This window comes from Pseudoduganella sp. GW821-FHT12E03, assembly GCF_058807115.1.
The window spans coordinates 368800-390851 of sequence record NZ_JBXAQJ010000003.1; the positions used below are offsets into that span (position 1 = coordinate 368800).

Genomic DNA, 22052 nt, shown 5'->3' on the forward strand with positions numbered 1-22052 from the left:
TTTACAAAGCCGCCGTGAGTCGCCGGGCTGCATGCATGGCGGCTTCCGCCGTGCGGAAACCGCCCTACCGGATCGGCGTTACGGGCTTTCGAAACTCAGTGGGCCCAGATCCGGAACTGGCCCTGCATGTTCATGGTGCCGTTGACGTTGACGCTGCCCATGCTGCTGGTCACCGGCGCCAGCGGATCGCTCTGCACGCTCAGCGATTCAAATCCCAGGCTGGAGAATTTCACGTACGTCGGCATCGACACCGCGACATATTCGCCGCCGTCCGGCTTCTTTTCAATGTTGATGTGCACGCCGCCGATATCCACCACGCCCCGCAAATTCCGGATAACGACATAGCGGTTCGGGCCATCGCCGCCAAAGCCCAGCGACAGGCGGCTGTCCGTCACCGCCCCCACCAGTTCGGGATTGTTGATGACAATGTGGGCGGCAAAGCTGACACCATCGCGCGCCGTGACCTGGCCCAGCGCTTCGTCGTCGAGCGGCTTCAAGCCGGTGGCGCCGGCAGCGGCGGAGAGGCAGAACAAGGCAGGGAGCAGCAGGGAGGTATGCATGGTGTCAGCGCCTGAATTTGATGTCGAGATACTGGATTTGCATCGAACCGATGCGTGACGACCCCAGGTCCACATTGCCGCCCGCCGCGCTGTTGAACGAGATGTTGCCGATCGCCAGACCACCCGCCGGCGCGGCGCCATCGCCATAACGCGCATCCGGCCAGTCTATGGCCAGGTGCAGGCGCGGGCCGTCGGCATCGTTGTAGGCATTCAGGATGCCCGGCTGCGACGCCACGTGCGCCAGTTGCCACGCCCCGCCCGTGAAGTTGCCATTGGCGTCGATCGCGCCCAGTTGGATATTCTTGAACGCCATCTGTTCGCTGGCATCGGCGCGGCCCATCGGCCGGTACGCCAACTGGCCGATCTCGACGCGCAGCGCGGCGCCCCAGGCAATGCCGTCCGTGTATTGCGGGGTCGAAAACTGCAGGCCGCCGCCCCGGTAGACGAAATCGTCCATCACCACGGCGCCGTTGTCGCGCAGTACGCCATTGGCTTGCACGCCCCAGTCGTACGCGAATTGCCAGCGCTGTTCGCCCAGGCCATTGGCGGGGAACATCAGTTGCATCACATCGGCCATGCCGGGTGCGCCCGGCACGATATCGATGCGGTAAGGATCGGAAAACGGATCGCTGCTGTCGCTGCGCGAGGCGGACAGGTTACCCCTGTAAATACTGGCGCCGTTCGGCGCGATGTAGGTCACGCGCACGTCGCCATTCATGGCAAAGCCATTGAGGTCGAAGCTGACGCCATCGCGCCCGCGCACCGACGCCAGTTCACCATCGGCCAGCGGCTGCATCGCGGGGGCCGGGCCGGCGGCAAAGGCGGCGGCCAGCGCCAGCAACAGTGGTAACGCCGCGCGCCAGCGCGTGCGCAGCGCGGTCCGCGCGGCCACGGCGCGCTGTGCGGTGCGGTGGCGCGGCGGGCTGGCGCGCCTGGTGGCGCCCTTCGTCCCGGAACGGTGCTCCGGCGCGCTTTCGGCCGCGCCGGCATGGTCCGGCGTCGCCGCCGGTGGCGGACAGGCGCCGTGCAGGTCAGTCTTCATTTCAGCGCACCTTCGGCAAATTCGGCGGCGTCGCGCCGTTGGTGGTGATCGCGGTCAGCTTGTCGCGCCAGTTCATCCAGACGCCGGCTTGCGCCATATCGGGCGCCTGGCCGTTGGCGCCGGGCGCGAATTGCACGCCATTTTTTAACAGGGAAATCCAGAAGTCCCGGCTGGGCCCTGCCGCGTCGCCGGCGGTCACGCCGCCCACTTGCGCCATGGGCAGGCAGGGCGCGGTGCAGGCGCCGTCCCAGCGCTTGCCGCCGCCCGCCAGGTCGGTGCGCGAGTCCATCGCGATGGCGGAACCATCGGCCGCCTTGCCGTCCACCCGCATGGAGCCGGACAGCGTGTTGAGTTTCAAACCGACATCGCCGCTGATGGTGTCGAAACCAAGGCGCATGCCGATCACTTCCCGGGGCGCGCCATTGCCGGCGCTTTTATAAACGAATTCAATGTACGGATTGGTGATGTGCACGTAGCGCTGCGCTTCCGTGCCATCGCTGCGGCCAAATTGCAGCAGCGGCATGTCAATGTCGGCGCCCAGGCCATTACGGCCGGCCACCGTGTATTCACCCAAACGGGTGCTGCGCAAATTCGCGTTCAGCGTGATGTCCGCATCGAGCGCGACGCGGCTGAAATCGTAACCGCCATAAGTGGTGTTGCTCATCTCAATCAAACCCTGGCCGCGCACGCGCGCCATGTCTTCTTCCGTCATGGGCTGCAATTGCGCCTGGGCCGGATGCGACACACAAGCGGTACAGGCGAACAAGGCCAAGGCGCGGCGCGCCTGTTTGATCGTGAGCATGGGATGTCCTGCTGATGGGGCGGACGCCCCTGCCTGGCCGAGCCAGGCCGAGGCGTCCGCGGGGATTACTTAAGAATTTACAACGGACCGATTAGTGCGCCCAGATCCAGACGGTGGTGCCGCGCAGGTCAACCTGGTTCATTGCCATCGAGCCGAACGACGCGTTGCTGTTGCCCATCTTGATCGAGTCAACGGACATGTTCAGCAGTTTGCCGGCGCCAACTTGCACGTCGGCAGGGATGGCGATCTGCACCACGTCGCCGCCGGTTTGCGGGTTGTAGAAGGTGCCTGGGTTGGTCACACCCGCTGCGCCGGCTGCTTGCAGGAACGAAGCGCGCGACAGGATGTCGATGCTGGCGGCGATCAGGCCGTTCACTTTGATGCCGTTGAAGGCTACCGAACCACCACCCAGGCCGGTTTGTGCATCAACCGCGTCCGTGTCGGTGTACACGAACGAATCGATTTTCACGTTCAGGTTGGCAGCGATCGACACACCGTCCTGGCCGCTCACGGCGGACAGGTCTGCATCCTGGATTGGGGTCATGGCGGAAGCGGCGAAAGCCAGGGTGGACAGGGCAGCTGCGACGGCGGTTTTGATCAGATTCATGCTAGTTATCTCCAGTTTGGTTTTTGAATGAATTAAGGTTTTCTCTGTGCTGCGGAACTGCTTCCTGCGAACTGCAACTCCAGCACCAGGGCGGCTATTTCGGCCCGGTAAAGCCACGCCGCCTGGCGCTTTGTCTTAATATTTATTTAATATTAATTAAAACTATGATACGACTCGGGTTCGGGGCGGGTCCATCGTGTTGCACTGACTTTCAAGGCCAAGCAACGTGCCTGGGGAGCCGAGCGCCGGAACGCGATTAGTGCGCCCAGATCCACACAGTCGTACCACGCAGGTCAACCTGGTTCATGGCCATCGAGCCGAACGACGCGTTGCTGTTGCCCATCTTGATCGAGTCCACCGACATGTTCAGCAGCTTGCCGGCGCCCACTTGCACGTCGGCCGGGATCGCGATCTGCACCACGTCGCCGCCGGTTTGCGGGTTGTAGAAAGTGCCTGGATTGGTCACGCCCGCCGCGCCGGCGGCCTGCAGGAACGAAGCGCGCGACAGGATGTCGATGCTGGCGGCGATCAGGCCATTCACTTTGATGCCGTTGAAGGCGACCGAACCACCACCGAGGCCGGTTTGTGCATCAACCGCGTCCGTGTCGGTGTACACGAACGAATCGATTTTCACGTTCAGGTTGGCGGCGATCGACACACCGTCCTGGCCACTCACGGCGGACAGGTCTGCATCCTGGATCGGGGTCATGGCGGAAGCGGCGAAAGCCAGGGTGGACAGGGCGGCTGCGACGGCGGTTTGAATCAGTTTCATGCTGGGTATCTCCATGTGGTTGTAGTAGTGGCGTTCCCGTTGCCAAGCCTTGCTTTTGATGCAAGTACCTTGGCGGAAAGTCATTGCTCGGATAGCAACTTAAATTCATCATAGGAGAGCTGATCCGCAACAGTCCATGGCCATGCGATGACTGGCAAAGCCAACCACATGACCGCCGGAGACACCCAGAGCGGCGGGCGCGCTTGCGGGGTGTGGCATGCGATAGCATGCAATCGACATTCGCACGCTAGAGGAACAGGTCTAATTATTTAGATGCTGACCCGCCGCAAAGCGTGGCTTAATATTCTTACAAAAAAGACAAACAGCGGCACGTGCACAAATAGCACGACCGTTCGTACTGGAGACATGGGAAATGAAGCAAGCGAATTTGGGGCGCCAGACGCCTCAGGGGACCGTGCATCGCGGCAACCCCGTCCACCCCACCCTGCGCCGCCGCGCAGTCATGAAAAAGCCACTGCCATGCTGATGCTGCTATTGGGCGTACTCGCCGCAGCCATCGGCGGCGCGGGCGTGGTCGAACGCAAGGAACCGAAGGACCGGCCGCAAGACCAGTTCGAGATGCCGCATACCTTGCTGGCCGGCCAGGGCGCCTACAGCGAACCCGTCGTCATGGAGCCGTACTCGAAACTCAAGTACCGCAACATCGTGCGCCAGGCGTTCGACTACAGCTGCGGCTCGGCCGCGCTGGTGACCATCCTCAATTACCACCTCGGCATCATGGTCGATGAACAGGCTGCCATGGAAGGCATGCTGGACAAAGGTGAAAAGGACAAGATCGTCGAGCGGCGCGGCTTTTCGCTGCTGGACATGAAGCGCTATGTGGCCTCGCTCGGCGTCAATGGCGCCGGCTTCCGCGCCGAAGTCAAAGACTTGCTGACCCTGACCGAACCGGCCATCGTGCCGATCGATTACGCCGGCTTCAAGCACTTCGTGATCTTGCGCGGCATCCGTGGCGGCGTGGTGTTCATTGCCGATCCCTCGGCCGGCAACATCGTGTTCTCGCTCGAAGAATTCGCCCGGCTGTGGGACAAGAACACGCTGTTCATCCTGTCGCCGCCAAAAGACCGCCCCGCCATCGCGCAACTGGCGCTGACCGACAAGGAGCTGGGCGTGGTCGACATGGACCGTATTACAGATCATGGCCGCCTTGGCGGCATCAACAATCGCACCCTGCTGCTGGAACGCGCCATCAACTCGGGCGCCGCCGGTACCTGGATGCACCGTCAATAAGGAAGTCCCATGAAGTTTCCAATGATTCACGCGCGCCGCGCGTGCCACATGACGCTCGCAATCCTGGGCGCCACCCTGATGGCGCCCGCCCTGGCCCAATCCACGGCGCAGCCATCGGCCGCCGATGCGCGCGATGCGCTGGCCAAGAAGGAAGGCGAAGGCGACCAGAGCGCGCTGCTGAAACAGACGCTGACCGCCATCGACAAGCAATACAGCATGATCCGTAAAGGCCAGGTGCAAGTGTCCTATGACTTGAACTATGCCTACATCGGCCAGGAAAAAATCGTCACCGATATCAGCGCCACCGGCCTGACCCTGTTTGAAATTGAAAACGTCAGCTCGCACACGGTCACCAATACGGTGTCCGCCGACTATGGCGTCTTGAATAACCTGACCGGCAATGTCACGGTGCCGGTGATTTCCCGCTACGCCAGCGCCAAGGGCCACGCCGGCATTTCCAATTCGATCGGCGACCTGTCGCTGGGCGCGCGCTGGCAGCCGCTGGAGTCGCGCCGCGACCAGGCCACCTATACCGTCACCGGTAACGTGCGCCTGCCATCGGGCCGCAGCCCGTTCAAGATCGTGGCCGGCAGCGGCCAGGCCACCGGCAGCGGCGTCACGCAATTCTCGGCCGGCTTGAACGTGAACCGCATCGTCGACCCCGTCGCGCTGTTTGGTTCGCTGTCGCTGGGCGCCGCGCTGCCCGCCAAAGACCTGTACCAGGTCAACGGCACCCGCATCCTGACCCGCGTGGCGCCCGGCATGAACGTCGGCTTCGGCATGGGCTTCGCCTACGCGCTGTCGTATGGCATTTCCACCACACTGTCGTTCCAGCAAGCCATCGCCGCCGGGTCCAAGTTGCGCTTTGCCGACGGCCTCAATGCCAAGACGTCGATGCAAACGTCCGGCATGCTGAACTTCGGCCTGGGCTACCGGGTGTCGCCAAAAACCACCGTCAACCTGTCGGTCGGCATCGGCGTCACCGCGGATTCGCCCAACATGACGTTAGGTATGAACTTGCCGCTGGCCTTCTGACCATGGCGCGCGCACTAATACCTCCATCGCCGCCATCGCCTTTCCGATTGCGGCCGTTGCGCATTGCGCTGGCGTGCGCCGGACTGGCGGCAGGGTTGACCACGCCGGTGCACGCGGCCCTGGTGGAAAACCTGACCACCAGCGTCACCGCGATGGCGCTGGGCAATGCCGTCACTGCCGATCCGCCCGGCATCGATTCGGTCCACTTCAACCCGGCCGGACTGGCCCGCATCAAGGAAGACCGCGAAGCCCACTCCTCGTTCGGCGCGTCGATCCGCACCCATGCGAGTTTTAAACAGGGCCCCAACTTCGATGTCGGCGGCTGGACCGAAGACCCGCTGAACAATACCCGGACCGGGCCGGTGCGCCAGGTCATGTATGTGCCGGGCTACGGCAAGCCGGGCTGGCGCCTGCCGGGCGTGGTGATTCCCAGCCTGGGTTTTGCATGGCACAAGGAAGGCTCGAAATTCACCTTCGCCACCAATTCCTATATGGCGCAGGCGATGAGCGTGGACCGCAGCACGGACCTCAACGACCCTGCCCGTTTCCAGGGCAAGACAGTGCAGGTGCAGCGCATGGTGTACGCGTCGCCCTCGATCGGCTATGACTATTCCGATACGCTGAAGTTCGGCCTGTCCGTGCCGATCGCCCACGCCGCCTTCATCGTCGATACCGACATGCGCTTCCCGAATGAATTGCTGGGCGTGTTCGGCAAGCTGCAGCAGGGCTGGTGCCCCGAGAACGGCGGCAACATCCTCGACACGTTCGGCTTTGGCCTGTGCGGCGGCGGCAAGGAAGGCATGGTCAGCCCGTTCAAGAAGGCGGCCAACATGCACCTGCAAATGACGGCGCCGTTCGACCCCACCATCAACCTCGGGGTGCTGTGGGAACCGAAACCGTGGTTTTCCATCGGCGCCGTGTACCAGGGCGGCGCGAAAACCCGCTACTCGGGCAAGTACGTGTTCAATACGGACCCGATGCTGCGCAACTTCGTCAAAGGCTTGAATTCCGGCTTGCTGGGACCGATCGCCGGCGCCGTGCTGGGCTTCCCGACCTCGATCCCGGAAGTCCAGCATGGCAACATGACGGCCACCATTCCATTGCCCACGCACGTGCAGGTCGGCATCAAGCTCAAACCGATCCGCTACGTCCAGGTCAATGTGGACGCCAGCTATGCCACCTGGGCCGACTGGAGCGCGCTGACGTTTGAATTCGACCAGAGCATCAAGCTGCTGGAAGTGGCACGCCTGTACGGCATCCCGGATTCGTCCAAGCTGAAAATCCCGCGCGGCTATAAGAGCCTGGTGAACTTCGGCTATGGCATCCAGCTGTTCCCCACTGAAAAGCTGACCCTGCGCTTCGGGCTGGAGCCGCGCAAGAGCTCCGTCCCGGCCGACAAGATCGATTTGATCGCACCGCTGCCGGACACCAAGCTGTTTGGCGTGGGCGCCAGTTACCGCTTTGCCAGCGGCACGGAAATCAGCCTGACCGGGTCGTATTTGAAGGGCAAATTCAATGCGCCCGCCAACAGTAGCTGCAACATGAACTGCAACACCTTTACCAACATTATCTATAACCCGTTCGCCGGTATGGACGTGACGGGTGATATCCATGTCCGCTATGTCGGATTCACCCTCAATAAGAAATTCTAAGGAGACCACACCATGCAAGTACTACGTAACACCCTCATCGTGATGGCCCTGTGCGGCAACGCCCATGCGGCGTCGTCCGCCCCCTCCACCCCGGCCTCGCCCGCCGCCGCCGCCAATGCCGCCATCCCGGCATCGAAGCAGGTGTTGATCGACAAGGTGCTGTCGCTGTGGCACATGGACAGCATCGGCCAGTCGATGCTGCAAGCCCCGGTCACCGACGCGGTCGGCCAGGCGCGCGCCATGCTGCAAGGCCGTGCCTCGGCGGAAAAGCGCGATGCGGCCATGACCGATATCGTCGAGGAAGCCAAGAAATTCATGGCCGACGCCACGCCCGCCGTGCGCGCCAGTGCGCAAAAACTGATCCCGACCAAAGTGGCCCCGCTGCTGGCCGAGCGCTTCACCGAAGACGAGCTGAAACAAATGATCGCCATCCTGGAGTCGCCGGTAAAACAAAAATTTGAAGCGCTGCTGCCGGAATTGCAGAAGAACCTGGGCGAAGCGGTGGCCACGGATTCCGGTCCGGTGGTCAATCCCAAGCTGCAGGATTTGAAACAGCGCATTGGCCTGCGCCTGCGCGCGGCTGTAGCCCAATGAGCGGAGATGCCGGCATGACCTATTCATCGGCCTTGCACCTGGTGCGCGGCGTGAAGTCGCGCCTCACCCATTCCGGCGTCGCTGCGGACGCCCTGTTCAAAATGGCCGGCCTCGATGAGGGCGACGGCCTCGCTTGCGACGCGCTGACCCTGTCGGACAAGCTGTCGCACCTGTGGTCGCTGCTGGTCGACCATTCCGGCGATCCGCTGATCGGCCTGAAAATCTCGACGCCGCACCGCCTTGGCTGGCTGGGCGTGATGGGCCACATCATGCTGGTGTCGCCGACCGTACAAAGCTCCATCGAGCGCTGCCACGGCCACACGCGCGTCGGCCTGGTGCTGCCCGGCGCGCAGCGCGACGTGCCTCAGCAACGCTACGATTTCGTCTGGTGCGTGCTATTACGCAGCCTGCGCTGCGCCGCCGGCCGCGATGACGCGTCGCCGGTGCTGGTCGAATATGCCTTCCCGAAACCGGCCAATGCGGACTTTTATGAAGAGACCTTTGGCTGCCCGGTGCATTTCGGCCGCCCCCACAATGTGATGGAATTTGCCGACACCGACCTGGTGGCGGCGCTGCCGGACTACCGCAGCAATGGCGCCGGCGTGCTGGCCAGCCTGGCCCACGCGCAGCCGCCATCGGTCGCGGCGCGGGTGCAGGGCATGCTGGCGGCCATGCTGCCGAAAGGCCCGCCGCACCGCGAAGACGTGGCCGCGCACCTGATGATGAGCGAGCGCACCTTGCAGCGCCGGCTGGCGGAAGAAGGCACCAGCTTTACCACCCTGGTCGATGAAACGCGCCGCGAACTGGCGCGCCAGTCGCTGTCCACCGGGGAACTGTCGCTGAAGATGCTGAGTTTCCAGCTGGGCTTTTCCGAACCCAGCGCGTTTTACCGGGCCTGCAAGCGCTGGTTCGGCATGACGCCGTCCGATATCGTCAACCACGCGCCATCGCGCAAATCCGCTTAATGCGAGGGAGTCACCATGAGTTGGTTCAAGCACGACCAGAATAAGGCGCTGATCGGTCAACTGCTGGTAAAGCAGAACCTGATTTCGGAAGAACAGCTGGCGCGCGCGATTGAATTGCAGCGCACCACGGGCCAGCGCCTCGGTGACATTTTCGCCGAATGGAATCTGGTGACGCACCAGCACGTCCAGGACGCCCTGCGCAAGCAGCGGCACCTGCGGCTGGCCGCCGCCATCGTGACGGCGCTGGTGGCGCCGCTGGAAACCTACGCGGCGGCCGCCGTGCCGGCGGTGGCCGTGACGGCGCCGGTGGTGCTGCGCAGCGACAGCGGCCAGGCGTCCGGTGACGGCGCGCCCATTGCCAGCGCTGCCGCACTTGCCCCACCTTCGGCAGCGGCGCCTTCCTTCGGCGGACTGAAACCGATGTCGGAAGAAGAAATGGGCGACACCTCGGCACAGGGCTTGCACGATGAACTGGTGCAGCAAGTGCAAAAGCAGATGAAGGACAATGGGGTCGAAGTGCTGGGCGACATGGCCAAGGTCTTAAATCCGGTGCTGGGCTTCCTGGACTCGGACGTGACAATGAAAAACGTGGTCTACGATCCGAGCAAGACCACCGCGACGCTCGGCAAGGATGGCACCCTGACCCTGGCGCTGCCCACCTCGATCGGTGAAATCAGCTTTGCCAACATCCGGGTGCGCGGCTCGGAAGGCCCGAGCTTCGGCAGTATTTCCATCAAGGGGATTGATTTGACGGGGACCGTGATTTCGCTGTCGTTCCGCAAATAACGCCGGCGGGCTGCAGGCATGGCGGCGTGATTCCGTAGGGCGGTTTGACCGAGGGTCAAGCCGCCATGCCCGCAGGCCGGCGGCTTCTCACAGCTTCCACCACATCTGCTTCAACCCGAACACGTGCAGCATACCGATGCCGAATGACAGCGAAGAACTGATCATCCAGAACGCCGAGCTGTTACCGGGGAAGAAAAAGATCAGCGAAGGAAACGCGAGACCCCGGAAGCAGTAAATGCCAGCAATAAAACACAAGGCCAGCCGCGTAAACGGCAGCTTGCGGATCGCGCCCGCGCCGGCCAGCGCATAGGCCGACCACAGCGACAGCAGCGCGGCAATTCCCAGTGTAATCATGGCAGGAACGGGGCTGCCGGCGTCCGCCAGTTGCGCCATGTGCTCGCCCGCGCCCAAAAAACGGTACCACGCGGCGCCAAACACAATGCACAACAGGTGCAGCACGGCGACAGCGCCGCTGGCGGCGGCGCCAGCCATCAGGTAGCGGTTATATTGCATGAACTCTCAATCGTGACAAACAAACCGCACAGCATACCGTATCAGGCAGGCTTGCGCACCACCACCGTGCCGGCCAGGAAATCATGCAGGGTGCGGCGCTTGCTGGTGGCCAGCAGCGAGATGAGCATCGCCAGCGACCATGCCTTCATTGCATGGCCCACATAGGTGGCCCATACCGGCTGTACCAGTTCCAGCTGCGTGCTGCGCTCCACCCAGCCAAACGTTGCATACGCTTCGTCCGTCATGCTGAGCGCGGCCAGTGCCGCTCCCAGGGTTTGCAGCGCGCCAAAAACAACCCAAGGCAGGTAGCGCATCAGCGCGGCCTGTCCCGTCACCGGCGAACCGTCCAGCATGGTGATACGCATTTTCATGGCCAGCTTGCCCGGCGTGGCGCCATAGCGCTTGACCAGGTAAACGTTGTACAGCAGCGGCACCGCGATCATGGGCACCATTGCATACGCCATCCCAAAGCGGCCTTGCGCCATCAGGAAAAACTGCAGCGCGATCAGTGGCGATATGCACAGGCCATCGATCATGACGGCGGACAGGCGGCGCCAGAAACCGCCATAAACGGGCGCGGCGTCATTGCTGATGGTTGCGGTGAGGTCGGATTCGGGTGTCGCGTAGGGGTTGGTCATAATACGAATGGTTGTACGAAGTTACGGGATGGGGAACCGGACATTATAGGTTGGCGCACGGGCGCCAAAACTCACACAATCCCACTGGCGCATTCAGATGCGGTCCACCAGCTTGCAAATGCGGCCGTCACGGAACGTGAATTCCGTGGTGCCGGCCAGCGCCAGCGCCGTACCGGCTGCCAGTGTGCCGCTGTAATCGATCGCGGCGACAGCGCGGTCACCATGGCTGTCGAGCCGCGCGATGCGCTGTTCGCGCGTGGCAAACAGGGTGCACGCATATTGCGCCAGTTCGCGGAAGGCAGAGATCCCGTTGGCCGATGCCGTCAGCCGGCCTTCCGCGTGGTTTTCAAAATGGATATCGTCCGTCAGCAGCGCCAGCATGGCGTCCACATCGAATGCGTTATACGCCGCCACATAGCACTCGACCACGGCGGCATGGCTGGTATCGGTCATCCCGGTTCCTCCCACTTAATATTATCAATTAAATAATATTAGCATGCCCTGCACGACATCACATCGCGCAGGGCATGGGAGCACAGGATACCGCGTGCGCTTACTTCGCCGCGCGCACCTTGCCGAACGCGTCGCCGGCTTTCCACTGCGGCATTTTTGGCGCATTCGCCACCGCCTGGCCCAGGTTCAGGGTAAATGCCGCTTGCTGCGTCATGCCGCCCAGGTCCCAGCTGGCGTCGTATTCATCGCTGACCTGGTGGTAACGCTTGGAATAGGCGTCATTTTTTGCCTTGGCCGCCGCCTGGTCGCCCAGGTAATCACTGCCCCGCGTGATGGAAAACGCCGGCACGCCGACTTTGGCAAAGCTGAAATGGTCGCTGCGGAAGTAGCCGCCCGACAGGTCCGGCTTGGCGTCGGCAATGCGCATGTTCATGGCCTTGGCCGTGGCTTCGGCCAGCTTGCCCAGTTCCGTGCGTTCGCTGCCTTGCGTGGCGATGTCGCGCGTGACGCCGGCGAAATTCAGGCTGTCCAGGTTGAGGTTGGCGGCGGTTTTATCGAGCGGCCACAGTGGCGCGGTCGCATAGGCGGCGCTGCCCAATAGCCCCTGTTCTTCGGCCGCGACCCACAGGAACATCTGGCTGCGCTTGGCCGGGCGGCGCGCGGCTTCCTGCGCCATCGCCAGCAGCGCCGCGCTGCCGGAAGCGTTGTCCACCGCGCCATTGAAAATCGTGTCGGCGCCAGTCCCCTGCATCCCCAGGTGGTCCCAGTGCGCGCTGTAAATCACCACTTCCTGTTTCAGTTGCGGATCGGTGCCCGGCACGATGCCGGCCACGTTGAACTGGTCCACCTTGCGCACGGCGGCTTTCATGTCGCCACCAACCTTGGCGTTCAGCGCCACTGGTTTAAAGTCCTTGCGCTCGGCTTGCGCACGCAAGGCGTCGAGGTCCTGGCCGCCGGCCTTGAACAGGTTGCGCGCCGTGTCTTCCGTCATCCAGCCTTGCAGCGGGGTGCCGAGTTCTCCCTGTGCCAACTGGAAGCGCTCGACGCCGTCCCAGCTATTCTGAATCACGCTCCAGCCATACGACGCCGACGGCGTGGTATGCACCAGCAACACCCCGGCCGCGCCCAGGCGCGCCGCTTCCTCGAATTTATAGGTCCAGCGGCCGTAATACGTCAGCGACTTGCCGCCGAAACGATTCGGTTCTTCCGCCGTCGGCTGCGGATCGTTGACCAGCATGACCAAAACCTTGCCTTTGACATCCGCACCCTTGAAGTCATTCCAGCCTTCTTCCGACGCGGTGATGCCGTAGCCCACGAACACCAGCGGCGCATCGATGCTGTGCGACGCCTGCGCATCGCCCGGCGCCCATACCCAGTCCTTGCCGAAGGCGGCAGGCAACGGCGCGCCATTGGCTTCCAGGCGCAGCGAACTGTCTTGTGGCAGCGATTTCACGCCCGCGATATGCACGGCCTGGCGGAAGCTGTTGCCGGCGGCCGGCTTCAAACCCGCCGCCAGCGCCTGGTTTTCCAGGTAAGCGACGGTCAGGTCGCCGCCGCGCTGGCCCGTGCCACGGCCTTCCAGCAAGTCGCTGGACAGGAATGCCAGGTGCGCGCGCAACGGCGCTTCCTGCACGGTGAACAGGCCGGTTTTCTTGCCGCCGGCGGCATGGGCCGGGAATGCGAACGCGAGGCTGGTGGCCAGTGCGGTCGCGGCGAGGGTCGTGAGCAATTTCTGCATGGTGTCTCGTCGAGTGTGGTCGAGTGTTGATCGGGGGTGGTGGCGGGCGGGGATTGCCCGGCGCCGCAGGCGGGCATTGTATGCGAAGAATGCCGCGCGGCCGTTGCGCGCTGCAACATCGGACGCCCGTTGACGGTCGATGGCCGGGTCGGGGATACTTCCGAACATGAAGTCCGTCCGCCCATCCCGCAACGCTCCCGAATCCGGCCAATACGTAGGCCGCTTCGCCCCCTCCCCCACCGGTCCCCTGCACCTCGGTTCCCTGGTGGCCGCCATGGCCAGCTACCTGGACGCCAAAGCACACTACGGCACATGGCTGGTGCGGGTGGAAGACCTGGACCGCGACCGTAACGTGACTGGCATCGACCAGCACATCCTGGCGTCGCTGCAACGCTGCGGCATGCAATGGGATGGCGACGTCACCTGGCAGACGCGGCGCACCGGTTTATACGATGTGGCGCTGGAACAACTGGTGGCGCGGGGCGCGGCCTATCCCTGTTCGTGCTCGCGCAAGGAAATCGCGGATTCGCAATTGCGCCTGGGCCAGAGCGCAACGGGTGCGATGGGCTTGGTCTATCCCGGCACGTGCCGCGGCGGCCTGGCCGCAGGCAAGACCGCGCGCGCCATGCGCTTGCGCGTGCCCGATGCGCCGGACGATGAATACTGTTTTGACGACCGCTGGGTCGGCGTCACTTGCCAGTATCTGGCCGCCGACGTCGGCGACTTCGTGATCCGCCGTGCCGACGGCTTCTGGGCATACCAGCTGGCGGTGGTGGTCGACGATGCCGAACAAGGCGTGACCGACGTGGTGCGCGGCGCCGACCTGCTCGATTCCACGCCGCGCCAGTTGTTTTTGCAAGATGTATTGGGCTTGCCGCATCCGGAATACCTGCACGTGCCCGTCGTCGCCAATGCCGATGGGGGAAAATTGTCGAAACAGACCGGGGCGCTGGCGTTTGACGGCGGCGGCGATCCGGAAGCGCTGGTGGCGTCGGCATTGATTCCGGCGGCGCGCTTCCTCGGACTGGATGTGCAAGCCAACAGCATCGACACCTTCTGGAAGGCCGCAGTCCCCGCCTGGGCCGCAATGCTGAACCCACGCCATCACATCGCCTCAAACCGCGCCAGCACCTGCCGGTAATCGCTCCCCTCGGCCAGCCGCGCCGCCGCATAGCGCCGCGTGGTTTCCAGCAGCCGGTAGCGGTGCGCATCGGTATCGCTGATGGTGGCCAGCATGGATTTGCGCAGCAGGCCGGCAAAGGCGTCGAGCGTATCTTCCCAGGCGGCCAGATTGTCCGCCCCCAGGTGCAGCGCTTCTTCCAGTGAAAAACCACGCCGCAGCAGCGACAGCCGCTGCAGCAATTGGCGCTCCTGTTCCCCCAGCAGCGCATAGCTCCAGTCCAGCGCCGCTTCCATGGTGCGATGGCGCCCGCTGTGGCCACCCTGCCCGCCCCGTCCACCGTGCCAGTGCAGCCCATCGCCCAGGCGCCGCGCCAGCGCACGCACACCGAGTACGCCAACGTTGGCGGCAGCCAGTTCCAGCGCGAGGGGAATGCCGTCGAGGCGGCGGCAGATCTCGGCAATGCCGGGCGCTTCGTCGTCCGTCGGCACGCGGCCCATGCGGTCGGCGAACAGCCGCGCCGCCGGCCAGTGCATGGCCTGCTCCATGGTCATTACGTCATCAGGCGGCGCGGCCAGCGGCGGCAGTTGCGTCACCCACTCGCCGGACAAGCCCAGCGGCTCGCGGCTGGTGGCCAGCAGGCGCAAGCCCTGCGCGCCATCGAGCAGCGCATCGGCCATGTCCGATATGTCATCCAGCAGCCGTTCGCAACTGTCGAGCACCAGCAACATATGGTGGCTGCGCAACGCTTCCGTAATATCGTCCAGGGTGCGCTGGGCGGGACGCTCCATCACCAGCGCCGCCGCCAGTGCCGGCGCCAGGCCACGGCCGTCCGCCAGCGGCGCCAGGTCGACATAGACCACGCCCTGGCGCCACTGTTTATGCATGTGCTCCGCCACCGCCAGCGCCACCGTGGTCTTGCCGATGCCGCCGGTGCCGGTAATGGTGACCATGCGGCGCAGCGCCAGTTCGCCCGCCAGCGCCACCACCATGGCTTCGCGCCCATGGATGCGCGTGGCGCGGGGCGGCGCGCCGTCCAGTTGCGGCAACCAGACGATGCTGGTGGCATTGGTTTTGTGCGGGGCAGGCATGCCTGCCATTATGCACCCGCCCCCGGCCGGCGCCGGCTTTCATTACACCACCTTACGCAACGACGCGAAATCCCGCCACCGCCCGCTCCAGCCCTTCAGCCTGTTCCAGCGTCGCCTGCGCGGCGGCCGCCGCCTGCTCCACCATGGCCGCGTTTTGCTGCGTCATGCCATCGATTTGCCCGATCGAAGTATGCACACCGGCAATACCTTCCTGCAGGCGCGCGCCCTCGCGCGCCATTTCCGTCATCAGGCGCGCCGCGCCATCGACCGCCCGCACCACGGTGTCCATGGCGCCGCCGGCCGACGCCACCAATTGCGCGCCCCGCGCCACATCCAGCGCCGCCACGCCGATCAGGCGCTTGATGTCGAGCGCCGCGGCCGACGCGCGCTGCGCCAGCGCCCGCACTTCCTGGGCGACAACGGCAAAACCCCTGCCCCGCTCCCCGGCGCGCGCCGCCTCCACTGCGGCGTTCAAGGCCAGGATGCCGGTCTGGAACGCAATGCCGTCGATCACGCCCGTGATGTCGGCCACCCGCGCCGCACTGGATTGAATCGCCTCCATGCGCCGCACCACCTGCTCCACCACGCCGCCGCTGCGGCGCGCCAGGCCGGACATCGCCTGCACCAGCCGGTCCGCTTCCTGCGCATGGTCGGCATTGCGCCGCGCCGCCTCGGCCAGTTGCCGCATGGCAGCCGCCGTGTCATCGAGCGCGGTGGCCTGGCCGGACGTGCGCAGCGCCAGGTCCGCATTGCCGGCCGCAATTTCACTGGTGGCCACGCGCATGGTTTGCGCCGAGATGCGCACCTGCGTGACGGTCCCGGTCAGCGCCGCGCTCATGTTGCCGATGGCGTGCTGCAATTGCCCCAGTTCGTCGCCGCGCTCCACCGGCACGGACACGCCCAGCTCTCCCTGCGCAATGCGCTGCGTGACCTCGGCCGCCTGCCCCAGCGGACCGACGATGCCGCGCCGCGCCAGCTCCAGCAACGCCAGCGCCACGGCGATCATGGTGACGGTCTCGATCACGACGCCGGTCACCACCTTGCGCCACCGGTTCACCCACGCGGCGCGGGCGTCATGTTCCACCTGCTGCTGCGCCGACATGTAGCGGCGCAGCAGTGCCACCCGTCCGGCCGATTCCGGCGCCGCCGCGATTTGCGCCAGCAGCGCCTGCGCTTCCTGCGATGGCGCCGCCGGCCCGTTCGAACCCTCCGGTGCCTCCCGCGCCTGCGCGGCGTCCTGCGTTTGCGGCGGCGGCAACGCCATCAGCCGTTCCAGCGCCTCGCGGTACCGCCGCGCCGCCTGCTCCGCCGCAGCGGGCCGGTGCAACCGCTCCAGCTCCGCCGCCACCATGGTGTCGGCCAGGCCGGCGCGCAGGAAGGCATCCGCCGCCGCCGCGCGGAAATCCTGGCGCACCACATTGCCATACCCGGTCACCACCACCAGCGCCGCCAGCATCACCAGCACCAGGACGGCAAAGCTGGCGCCGAGCCGGTAACCCACGGACATGTTCCGCACCGTCATACTCCCTCCGCCACCGTGAAGCGGCGCGCCGCCGCCAGCAGCGCCGCCGACTGTTCGTGCATGCTGGCCGCCGCCGCCGCTGCCTGTTCCACCAGCGCGGCATTGCGCTGGGTGGTGTCATCCATCTGTTCCACCGCGCCATTGACGGTGGCGATGCGCTGGCTCTGGTCCCGGTTTTCCCGCGCGATGTCCTGCATCAGGGTGCTGATGCGCGCCACTTCATCGGCCACATCGCGCATGGCGCCGCCCGCCTGTCCCACCAGCTCGACCCCGGCATCGGTTTCCTGCCCGGACGCCTCCACCAGTTCGCGGATTTCCCGTGCGGCCGCCGCCGCGCGCTGCGCCAGGGTCCGCACTTCGCCCGCCACCACGGCAAAACCGCGTCCCTGCTCGCCCGCGCGGGCCGCTTCCACCGCCGCGTTCAACGCCAGCAAATTGGTCTGGAACGCGATGGTGTCGATCACGCTGGTCACCGCCGCCACCGCTTGCGAGCCATCGCGGATCGCCTGCATCGCGTCCACCGCGCGCAGCACATCCGAACTGCCCTGCCGCACCGCTGCCGCAGCCTGGTCCACCATCCCGCTAGCCGATTGCGCGTGCTGCGCATTGCGCTGCACCGCCTGCGTCAGTTGCGCCAGGGTCGCTGCCGTCTGCGCCAGCGAATCGGCCTGGCTTTCAGTGCGCACCGACAAGTCGCCATTGGCCGCCGCCAGTTCGCGGGCGGACGAGGCGATCGCACCGGCCGATGCCGTCACTCCCGACACCATGCCCGTCAGCGCGCCGTCCATCGTTTGCATGGCGCGCATCACATCGCCGATTTCATCCCTGCCGCCGGCCGGGACATGCCGCCCCAGCCGCCCTTCCGCAATGCCGTGCGCCACCCGCTGCAGTTTTGCCAGGGGCCGGGTGATGCCGCGCGTGACCATGCGGCTGAACGCGGCAATCCCAAGCGCCAGCAACGCCAGCACGCCGTACATGACTTTCTGGCGGCCGCGCGTATCGGTCTCGCTTTTTTCCAGCACCGCGTCGCGCGCCGCCGCTTCGGCCTGCACCAGCGACGCCAGCGCCGCCAGCTGCGCCGGCGTGGACGACGGCGATTGCAGCAGCGTGTCGCGCTCGGCGCGCAATTGCGCCAGTTTCACAAGGTGCTGGTCGAGCGCATCGAAGGTCCGGGAACGCGCCGCCAGCATCGCCCCCATGCCGCCCACCGACAGCACCACCATGACCAGCACAATACCGCCATAGCCTATCGCCAGCCGGCCCCGGATTTTCAGGTTGAGCAGACGCATCGTGACTCCTCACTAGGTAACAATTTCAACCGCTATCGCCGACAATGGCTGACAACACCGGGATGCGGGCATGGCGGCTTCCGCCAAAGCGGAAACCGCCCTACGCGGCAGGCACCGCCGACAAAAGAACTTACGCCGGCACCGGCACCTTGCCGGTTTCCTTGCGCTTGGCGGGCAACAGCAGGCAGGCCAGCGCGGGGATCATGATGATGGCGCCCACCATATTCCACAGGAACATGAACACCAGCAGCAAGCCCATGTCGGCCTGGAACTTGATGTCGGACCACAGCCACGTCATCACGCCCAGCGCCAGCGTCACCCCGGTCAGCGCCACCGCGACGCCGGTGGTTTTCAGGGTTTCGAAATAAGCGTCCTTCAGCGCCAGACCTTCATCGAGGAAGTGCTGCAGGCGGTTATAGATGTAAATGCCGTAATCGACGCCGATACCGATACCCAGCGCAATCACCGGCAGGGTCGCGACTTTCACGCCCAGGCCCAGCTTGGCCATGATGGCTTCGCACAGCGCCGACGTGATGTACAGCGGCAGCATGATGCACAGGGTCACGCGCCAGCAGCGGAATTCCCAGAACACCAGGGCCGCGACAATCGCATACACCAGGAACAGCATGGTGATTTCAGCCTGCTTGATCACGATGTTGGTGGCCGCTTCGATGCCGGAATTACCTGCCGCCAGGATGAATTGCACGTTTTCCGTGTTGTTCGCCTGGGCGAATTTTTCCGAAGCCTGCACCACGCGGGTCAGGGTATCGGCCTTGTGGTCGGCCAGGAACACCAGCACCGGCGTCATCGAGCAATCGTTGTTATAGAACTCGGACGGCACCGAACGCTGCGCGGAATTCGTCACGAAACGGTTGCGCGACAGCGCCTGCCAGCGCAAGTCGCCGCCATTGACATTGGCGATGACTTTTTTCATCACGGTAAACAGCGACGTGGTCGATTCCACGCCCTGCACGTTTTCCATCTCCCACTGGAAGCGGTCCACGGCTTCCGCCACCGGATAGCTGCCGCATTCGCCGGCCGGGGTTTTCACCATCACGACAAACACGTCCGGGCTGGTCGAATAATGCGAAGCGATGAAGGCGTTGTCGCGGTTATAGCGCGAATCGGCGCGCAATTCCGGCGCGCCCGGATCGAGGTCGCCGATTTTCAAATCGCGGCTCATCACATACGCGGCGCCGTAAACACCCAGCGCCACCAGCACCGCCACCTTGGCCAGCTTCGGTTCTGCAAAGCGGGCAATGAAGCGCATCACCGTGTGCTTGCTCCGGGCTTTCTTCGCCTGGTGGCGCAGGCACGCGTCGGACACGCCGACATACGACATCAGCACCGGCAGCAGGAACATCTTGGTGGCGACAATCACCGCCACGCCCACGCTGGCGGAAATCGCCAGTTCCTGGATCACGCCGATCTTGATCACCAGCAGGGTCGAGAAACCCACCGCATCGCACAGCAGCGCAATGGTGCCCGGGATGAACAACTGGCGGAACGTCAGGCGCGCGGTTTCCATGTTGGAGGCGCCGCCCAGCTTGGCCGAGGCCATGGTATTGATGTTTTGCACCGCGTGGGATACGCCAATCGCGAAGGTCAGGAACGGGACCAGGATCGAATACGGATCGAGTCCGAAACCCAGCATGCGCACCACGCCCAGTTGCCACACCACCGCCAGCCCGCAGCACAGCACCGTCACGGCAGTCGAACGCCAGCAGCGCGAATACCACAGCAGCACCACGATGGTCAGCACGATGGTGATGGCGAAGAACAGGGCAATCGCTTTCGCGCCGTGAATCAGGTCGCCCACCACCTTGGCAAAACCAACCATGTGGATCTTGACGCCCTGGCTTTCATATTTGTCGCGCACCAGGTTTTCCAGCCGCTCGGAGAACAGGCCGTAGTCGAGCTTCTTGCCGGTGTCCGGATCGGTTTCCAGCAGCGGCACATGGACGATGGTGGATTTGCCGTCGGCGGCCACCAGCGAACCGATACGCCCGGAGCGCTGCACGTTGGCGCGCACTTCGGCAATCTTTTCAGGCGAACCGTCAAAGCCCTGCGGAATGATCTGGCCCGCGTTCATGCCGCCTTCGGTGACTTCCATCCACAGCACGTTCGGCGTCCACAGCGACTTCAAGTTGCCGCGATCGACACCGGGAATGTAAAACACTTCGTCGGTGATCTTCTTCAGCGTCTCGAGGTATTGCTTGCTGTAGATATCGCCATCCTGCGCTTCCACCGCGATACGGATGTTGTTGCCCAGCGGGCGCAATTCATTTTCGTACTTGAAGTAATTCGCAATGTACGGGTGATACGCCGGCACCATCTTGGCGAAGCTGGCGTCCGGCTTCAGTTGCGCCGCCTGCCATGCCATCAGTACGGAGGCGACGATAAAGAACAGCAGCACGGCCAAGCGGTGCTTGAACAGGCGCGGTTCCAGGAAGCGCTCGACGGCGCCGAATTTCTGGTGGCCGTGGTCATTGATATCGTTTTTCATTATTTTCCTCCGCTGCCAACCATGCGCACACCACCGGCGCCGGCCAGCACTGCCTTGCCACCGCTTTGCAGCGCCATCGCCGCCACCGGTTCGCCGCTCTCCGGCTGCACGATGGCAAAGGTTTTACCCTGGTCCGTGCTGCGCAGCAGCCGGCCATCCTGCGCCGCCAGCAGCAGGCTGCCGTCCGGCTGGGCCGCGCCCGCCACCAGGCTGCGCCGCACCACGCGCGGCAACGCTTGCCAGGTCGCGCCGTTATCCGTGCTGCGGAAGGCATTGCCGCCGAATCCATACGCGATCCAAGCCTCGCCGGCCGCCAGCACACCGTACAAGTGGCCCTTGTAGCCGGTGTCCGCGACTTTCCACGTGGTCCCGCCATCGGCCGAGCGGTACACCTTACCGCCCTCGCCCGCCAGCAACAGCGTGTTGCCGGTGCCTGCCGCGATGGCGTTGTAGTGCAGGCTCTCCATGTTGCCGGTGCGGGCGGCCAGCGATTCCCACGTGGCGCCGCCATCCGTGGTGCGGAACAGCTGGCCGTAGGCGCCGGCCACATAGCCTTCCTGTTCATTGCGGAACCACACCGCCAGCAGCGGGCGCGATGGGCCGAATTTCACCGCCGCTTCGATATCGCCCAAGGCGTTTTCCGCCGCCGTCAGCGCCTCGGCCGCCGGCCCGGAAGTCTGGCTGCCGGCGGCCGCGCGGGCCGCCTCGGCCATGCGCTGCGCGCCTTCCAGCATCAGTTTGTTGGCCTGGCCGCCGTCGAAGCGGCGTTTCCAGGTGGCGCCGCCATCTTCCGTGGCCAATACCGCACCATCGTGGCCCACCGCCCAGCCCCTGGCCGGCGTAATGAATTGCAGCGCCGTCAGCATGACGGAGACCGGCACCTTGGCCTGGATCCAGTTCACGCCCTGGTCATCGGAGTACACGGCAATGCCGCGCTCCCCCACCGCCACCAGCCGCTTGCCGGCCAGTGCAACGCCGGTCAGCAGCGATTTGTGCGCGCGTGCCGACACGCGCGCGGGCGTGTCCAGCGGCTCGGCGGCCTGGGCGCACAGCGCGGCCACAGCCAATCCGAGCGCTGCCGCCCAATGTTTAGTCATTTGCATGTTTGCATCCCGA

Annotated in this window: 21 protein-coding genes; 7 read left to right on the plus strand and 14 right to left on the minus strand. The window is 64.5% G+C overall.

The window, feature by feature from the left end; genetic code table 11:
- Window positions 1-95: 95 nt before the first annotated feature.
- The 5 genes from AC1RRC_RS09510 to AC1RRC_RS09530 form a co-directional block, all read right to left on the minus strand.
- On the minus strand, window positions 96-560 hold the full coding sequence (locus AC1RRC_RS09510) for a hypothetical protein (RefSeq protein ID WP_493055102.1): 465 nt from the start codon (window positions 558-560) through the stop codon (window positions 96-98).
- 4 nt (window positions 561-564) lie between these two features.
- On the minus strand, window positions 565-1602 hold the full coding sequence (locus tag AC1RRC_RS09515; protein WP_493055104.1) for a hypothetical protein: 1038 nt from the start codon (window positions 1600-1602) through the stop codon (window positions 565-567).
- 1 nt (window position 1603) lies between these two features.
- The gene (locus tag AC1RRC_RS09520; protein WP_493055107.1) at window positions 1604-2404 is read right to left on the minus strand and encodes a hypothetical protein; all 801 of its coding nucleotides are present in this window, start codon (window positions 2402-2404) and stop codon (window positions 1604-1606) included.
- A 91-nt stretch (window positions 2405-2495) separates the two neighbouring features.
- Window positions 2496-3011 carry a DUF6160 family protein gene (locus AC1RRC_RS09525; protein WP_493055110.1) on the minus strand — a complete coding sequence of 172 codons (516 nt, stop codon included), beginning with the start codon at window positions 3009-3011 and terminating at the stop codon, window positions 2496-2498.
- Between the two features lie 256 nt (window positions 3012-3267).
- Window positions 3268-3783 carry a DUF6160 family protein gene (locus tag AC1RRC_RS09530; protein WP_493055114.1) on the minus strand — a complete coding sequence of 172 codons (516 nt, stop codon included), beginning with the start codon at window positions 3781-3783 and terminating at the stop codon, window positions 3268-3270.
- A 480-nt stretch (window positions 3784-4263) separates the two neighbouring features.
- Between AC1RRC_RS09530 and AC1RRC_RS09535 the strand changes: the two genes are divergently transcribed.
- From AC1RRC_RS09535 to AC1RRC_RS09560, 6 genes are read left to right on the plus strand one after another with little or no spacing between them, the layout of a single operon-like run.
- Window positions 4264-5034, plus strand: coding sequence for a C39 family peptidase (locus AC1RRC_RS09535; RefSeq protein ID WP_493055117.1), 771 nt, complete (start codon window positions 4264-4266; stop codon window positions 5032-5034).
- Between the two features lie 9 nt (window positions 5035-5043).
- Complete coding sequence (locus AC1RRC_RS09540) at window positions 5044-6069, plus strand: transporter family protein (RefSeq protein ID WP_493055122.1); 1026 nt, start codon at window positions 5044-5046, stop codon at window positions 6067-6069.
- A gap of 2 nt (window positions 6070-6071) precedes the next feature.
- Window positions 6072-7721, plus strand: coding sequence for an OmpP1/FadL family transporter (locus AC1RRC_RS09545; protein WP_493055128.1), 1650 nt, complete (start codon window positions 6072-6074; stop codon window positions 7719-7721).
- Between the two features lie 12 nt (window positions 7722-7733).
- Complete coding sequence (locus AC1RRC_RS09550; protein ID WP_493055130.1) at window positions 7734-8315, plus strand: DUF2059 domain-containing protein; 582 nt, start codon at window positions 7734-7736, stop codon at window positions 8313-8315.
- Window positions 8316-8329: 14 nt separating this feature from the next.
- A complete protein-coding gene (locus tag AC1RRC_RS09555) occupies window positions 8330-9280 on the plus strand; it encodes an AraC family transcriptional regulator (protein WP_493055132.1) in 951 nt (316 codons plus the stop codon).
- Between the two features lie 15 nt (window positions 9281-9295).
- Window positions 9296-10066 carry a cyclic di-GMP-binding domain-containing protein, MshE-related gene (locus tag AC1RRC_RS09560; protein ID WP_493055135.1) on the plus strand — a complete coding sequence of 257 codons (771 nt, stop codon included), beginning with the start codon at window positions 9296-9298 and terminating at the stop codon, window positions 10064-10066.
- Between the two features lie 87 nt (window positions 10067-10153).
- Here AC1RRC_RS09560 and AC1RRC_RS09565 read toward each other — a convergent pair whose 3' ends face one another.
- The 4 genes from AC1RRC_RS09565 to AC1RRC_RS09580 all read right to left on the minus strand — a co-directional run bounded on the left by AC1RRC_RS09565 (window position 10154) and on the right by AC1RRC_RS09580 (window position 13408).
- Window positions 10154-10579: a hypothetical protein gene (locus AC1RRC_RS09565; RefSeq protein WP_493055137.1), complete on the minus strand. Its 426-nt coding sequence runs from the start codon at window positions 10577-10579 to the stop codon at window positions 10154-10156.
- A gap of 41 nt (window positions 10580-10620) precedes the next feature.
- On the minus strand, window positions 10621-11217 hold the full coding sequence (locus tag AC1RRC_RS09570; RefSeq protein WP_493055140.1) for an RDD family protein: 597 nt from the start codon (window positions 11215-11217) through the stop codon (window positions 10621-10623).
- A 93-nt stretch (window positions 11218-11310) separates the two neighbouring features.
- Window positions 11311-11670: a nuclear transport factor 2 family protein gene (locus tag AC1RRC_RS09575; protein WP_493055143.1), complete on the minus strand. Its 360-nt coding sequence runs from the start codon at window positions 11668-11670 to the stop codon at window positions 11311-11313.
- Between the two features lie 100 nt (window positions 11671-11770).
- A complete protein-coding gene (locus tag AC1RRC_RS09580; RefSeq protein WP_493055145.1) occupies window positions 11771-13408 on the minus strand; it encodes a M28 family peptidase in 1638 nt (545 codons plus the stop codon).
- 166 nt (window positions 13409-13574) lie between these two features.
- Between AC1RRC_RS09580 and gluQRS the strand changes: the two genes are divergently transcribed.
- A complete protein-coding gene (gene gluQRS, locus AC1RRC_RS09585; protein ID WP_493055149.1) occupies window positions 13575-14549 on the plus strand; it encodes a tRNA glutamyl-Q(34) synthetase GluQRS in 975 nt (324 codons plus the stop codon).
- Here gluQRS and AC1RRC_RS09590 read toward each other — a convergent pair.
- From AC1RRC_RS09590 to AC1RRC_RS09610, 5 genes are all read right to left on the minus strand, one after another.
- Complete coding sequence (locus tag AC1RRC_RS09590) at window positions 14513-15619, minus strand: ATP-binding protein (protein ID WP_493055150.1); 1107 nt, start codon at window positions 15617-15619, stop codon at window positions 14513-14515. The genes gluQRS and AC1RRC_RS09590 overlap by 37 nt on opposite strands.
- A 52-nt stretch (window positions 15620-15671) precedes the next feature.
- On the minus strand, window positions 15672-17141 hold the full coding sequence (locus AC1RRC_RS09595; protein WP_493055153.1) for a methyl-accepting chemotaxis protein: 1470 nt from the start codon (window positions 17139-17141) through the stop codon (window positions 15672-15674).
- Window positions 17138-18430 carry a methyl-accepting chemotaxis protein gene (locus AC1RRC_RS09600; RefSeq protein ID WP_493055155.1) on the minus strand — a complete coding sequence of 431 codons (1293 nt, stop codon included), beginning with the start codon at window positions 18428-18430 and terminating at the stop codon, window positions 17138-17140. Before AC1RRC_RS09600 ends, AC1RRC_RS09595 begins: the two co-directional genes overlap by 4 nt.
- A 130-nt stretch (window positions 18431-18560) precedes the next feature.
- Entirely contained in the window at window positions 18561-20936 is a 2376-nt protein-coding gene (locus AC1RRC_RS09605) for an efflux RND transporter permease subunit (RefSeq protein WP_493055156.1), read from the minus strand.
- Entirely contained in the window at window positions 20936-22039 is a 1104-nt protein-coding gene (locus tag AC1RRC_RS09610; protein WP_493055158.1) for a WD40/YVTN/BNR-like repeat-containing protein, read from the minus strand. The genes AC1RRC_RS09605 and AC1RRC_RS09610 overlap by 1 nt, the downstream gene beginning before the upstream one ends.
- Window positions 22040-22052 lie beyond the last annotated feature (13 nt).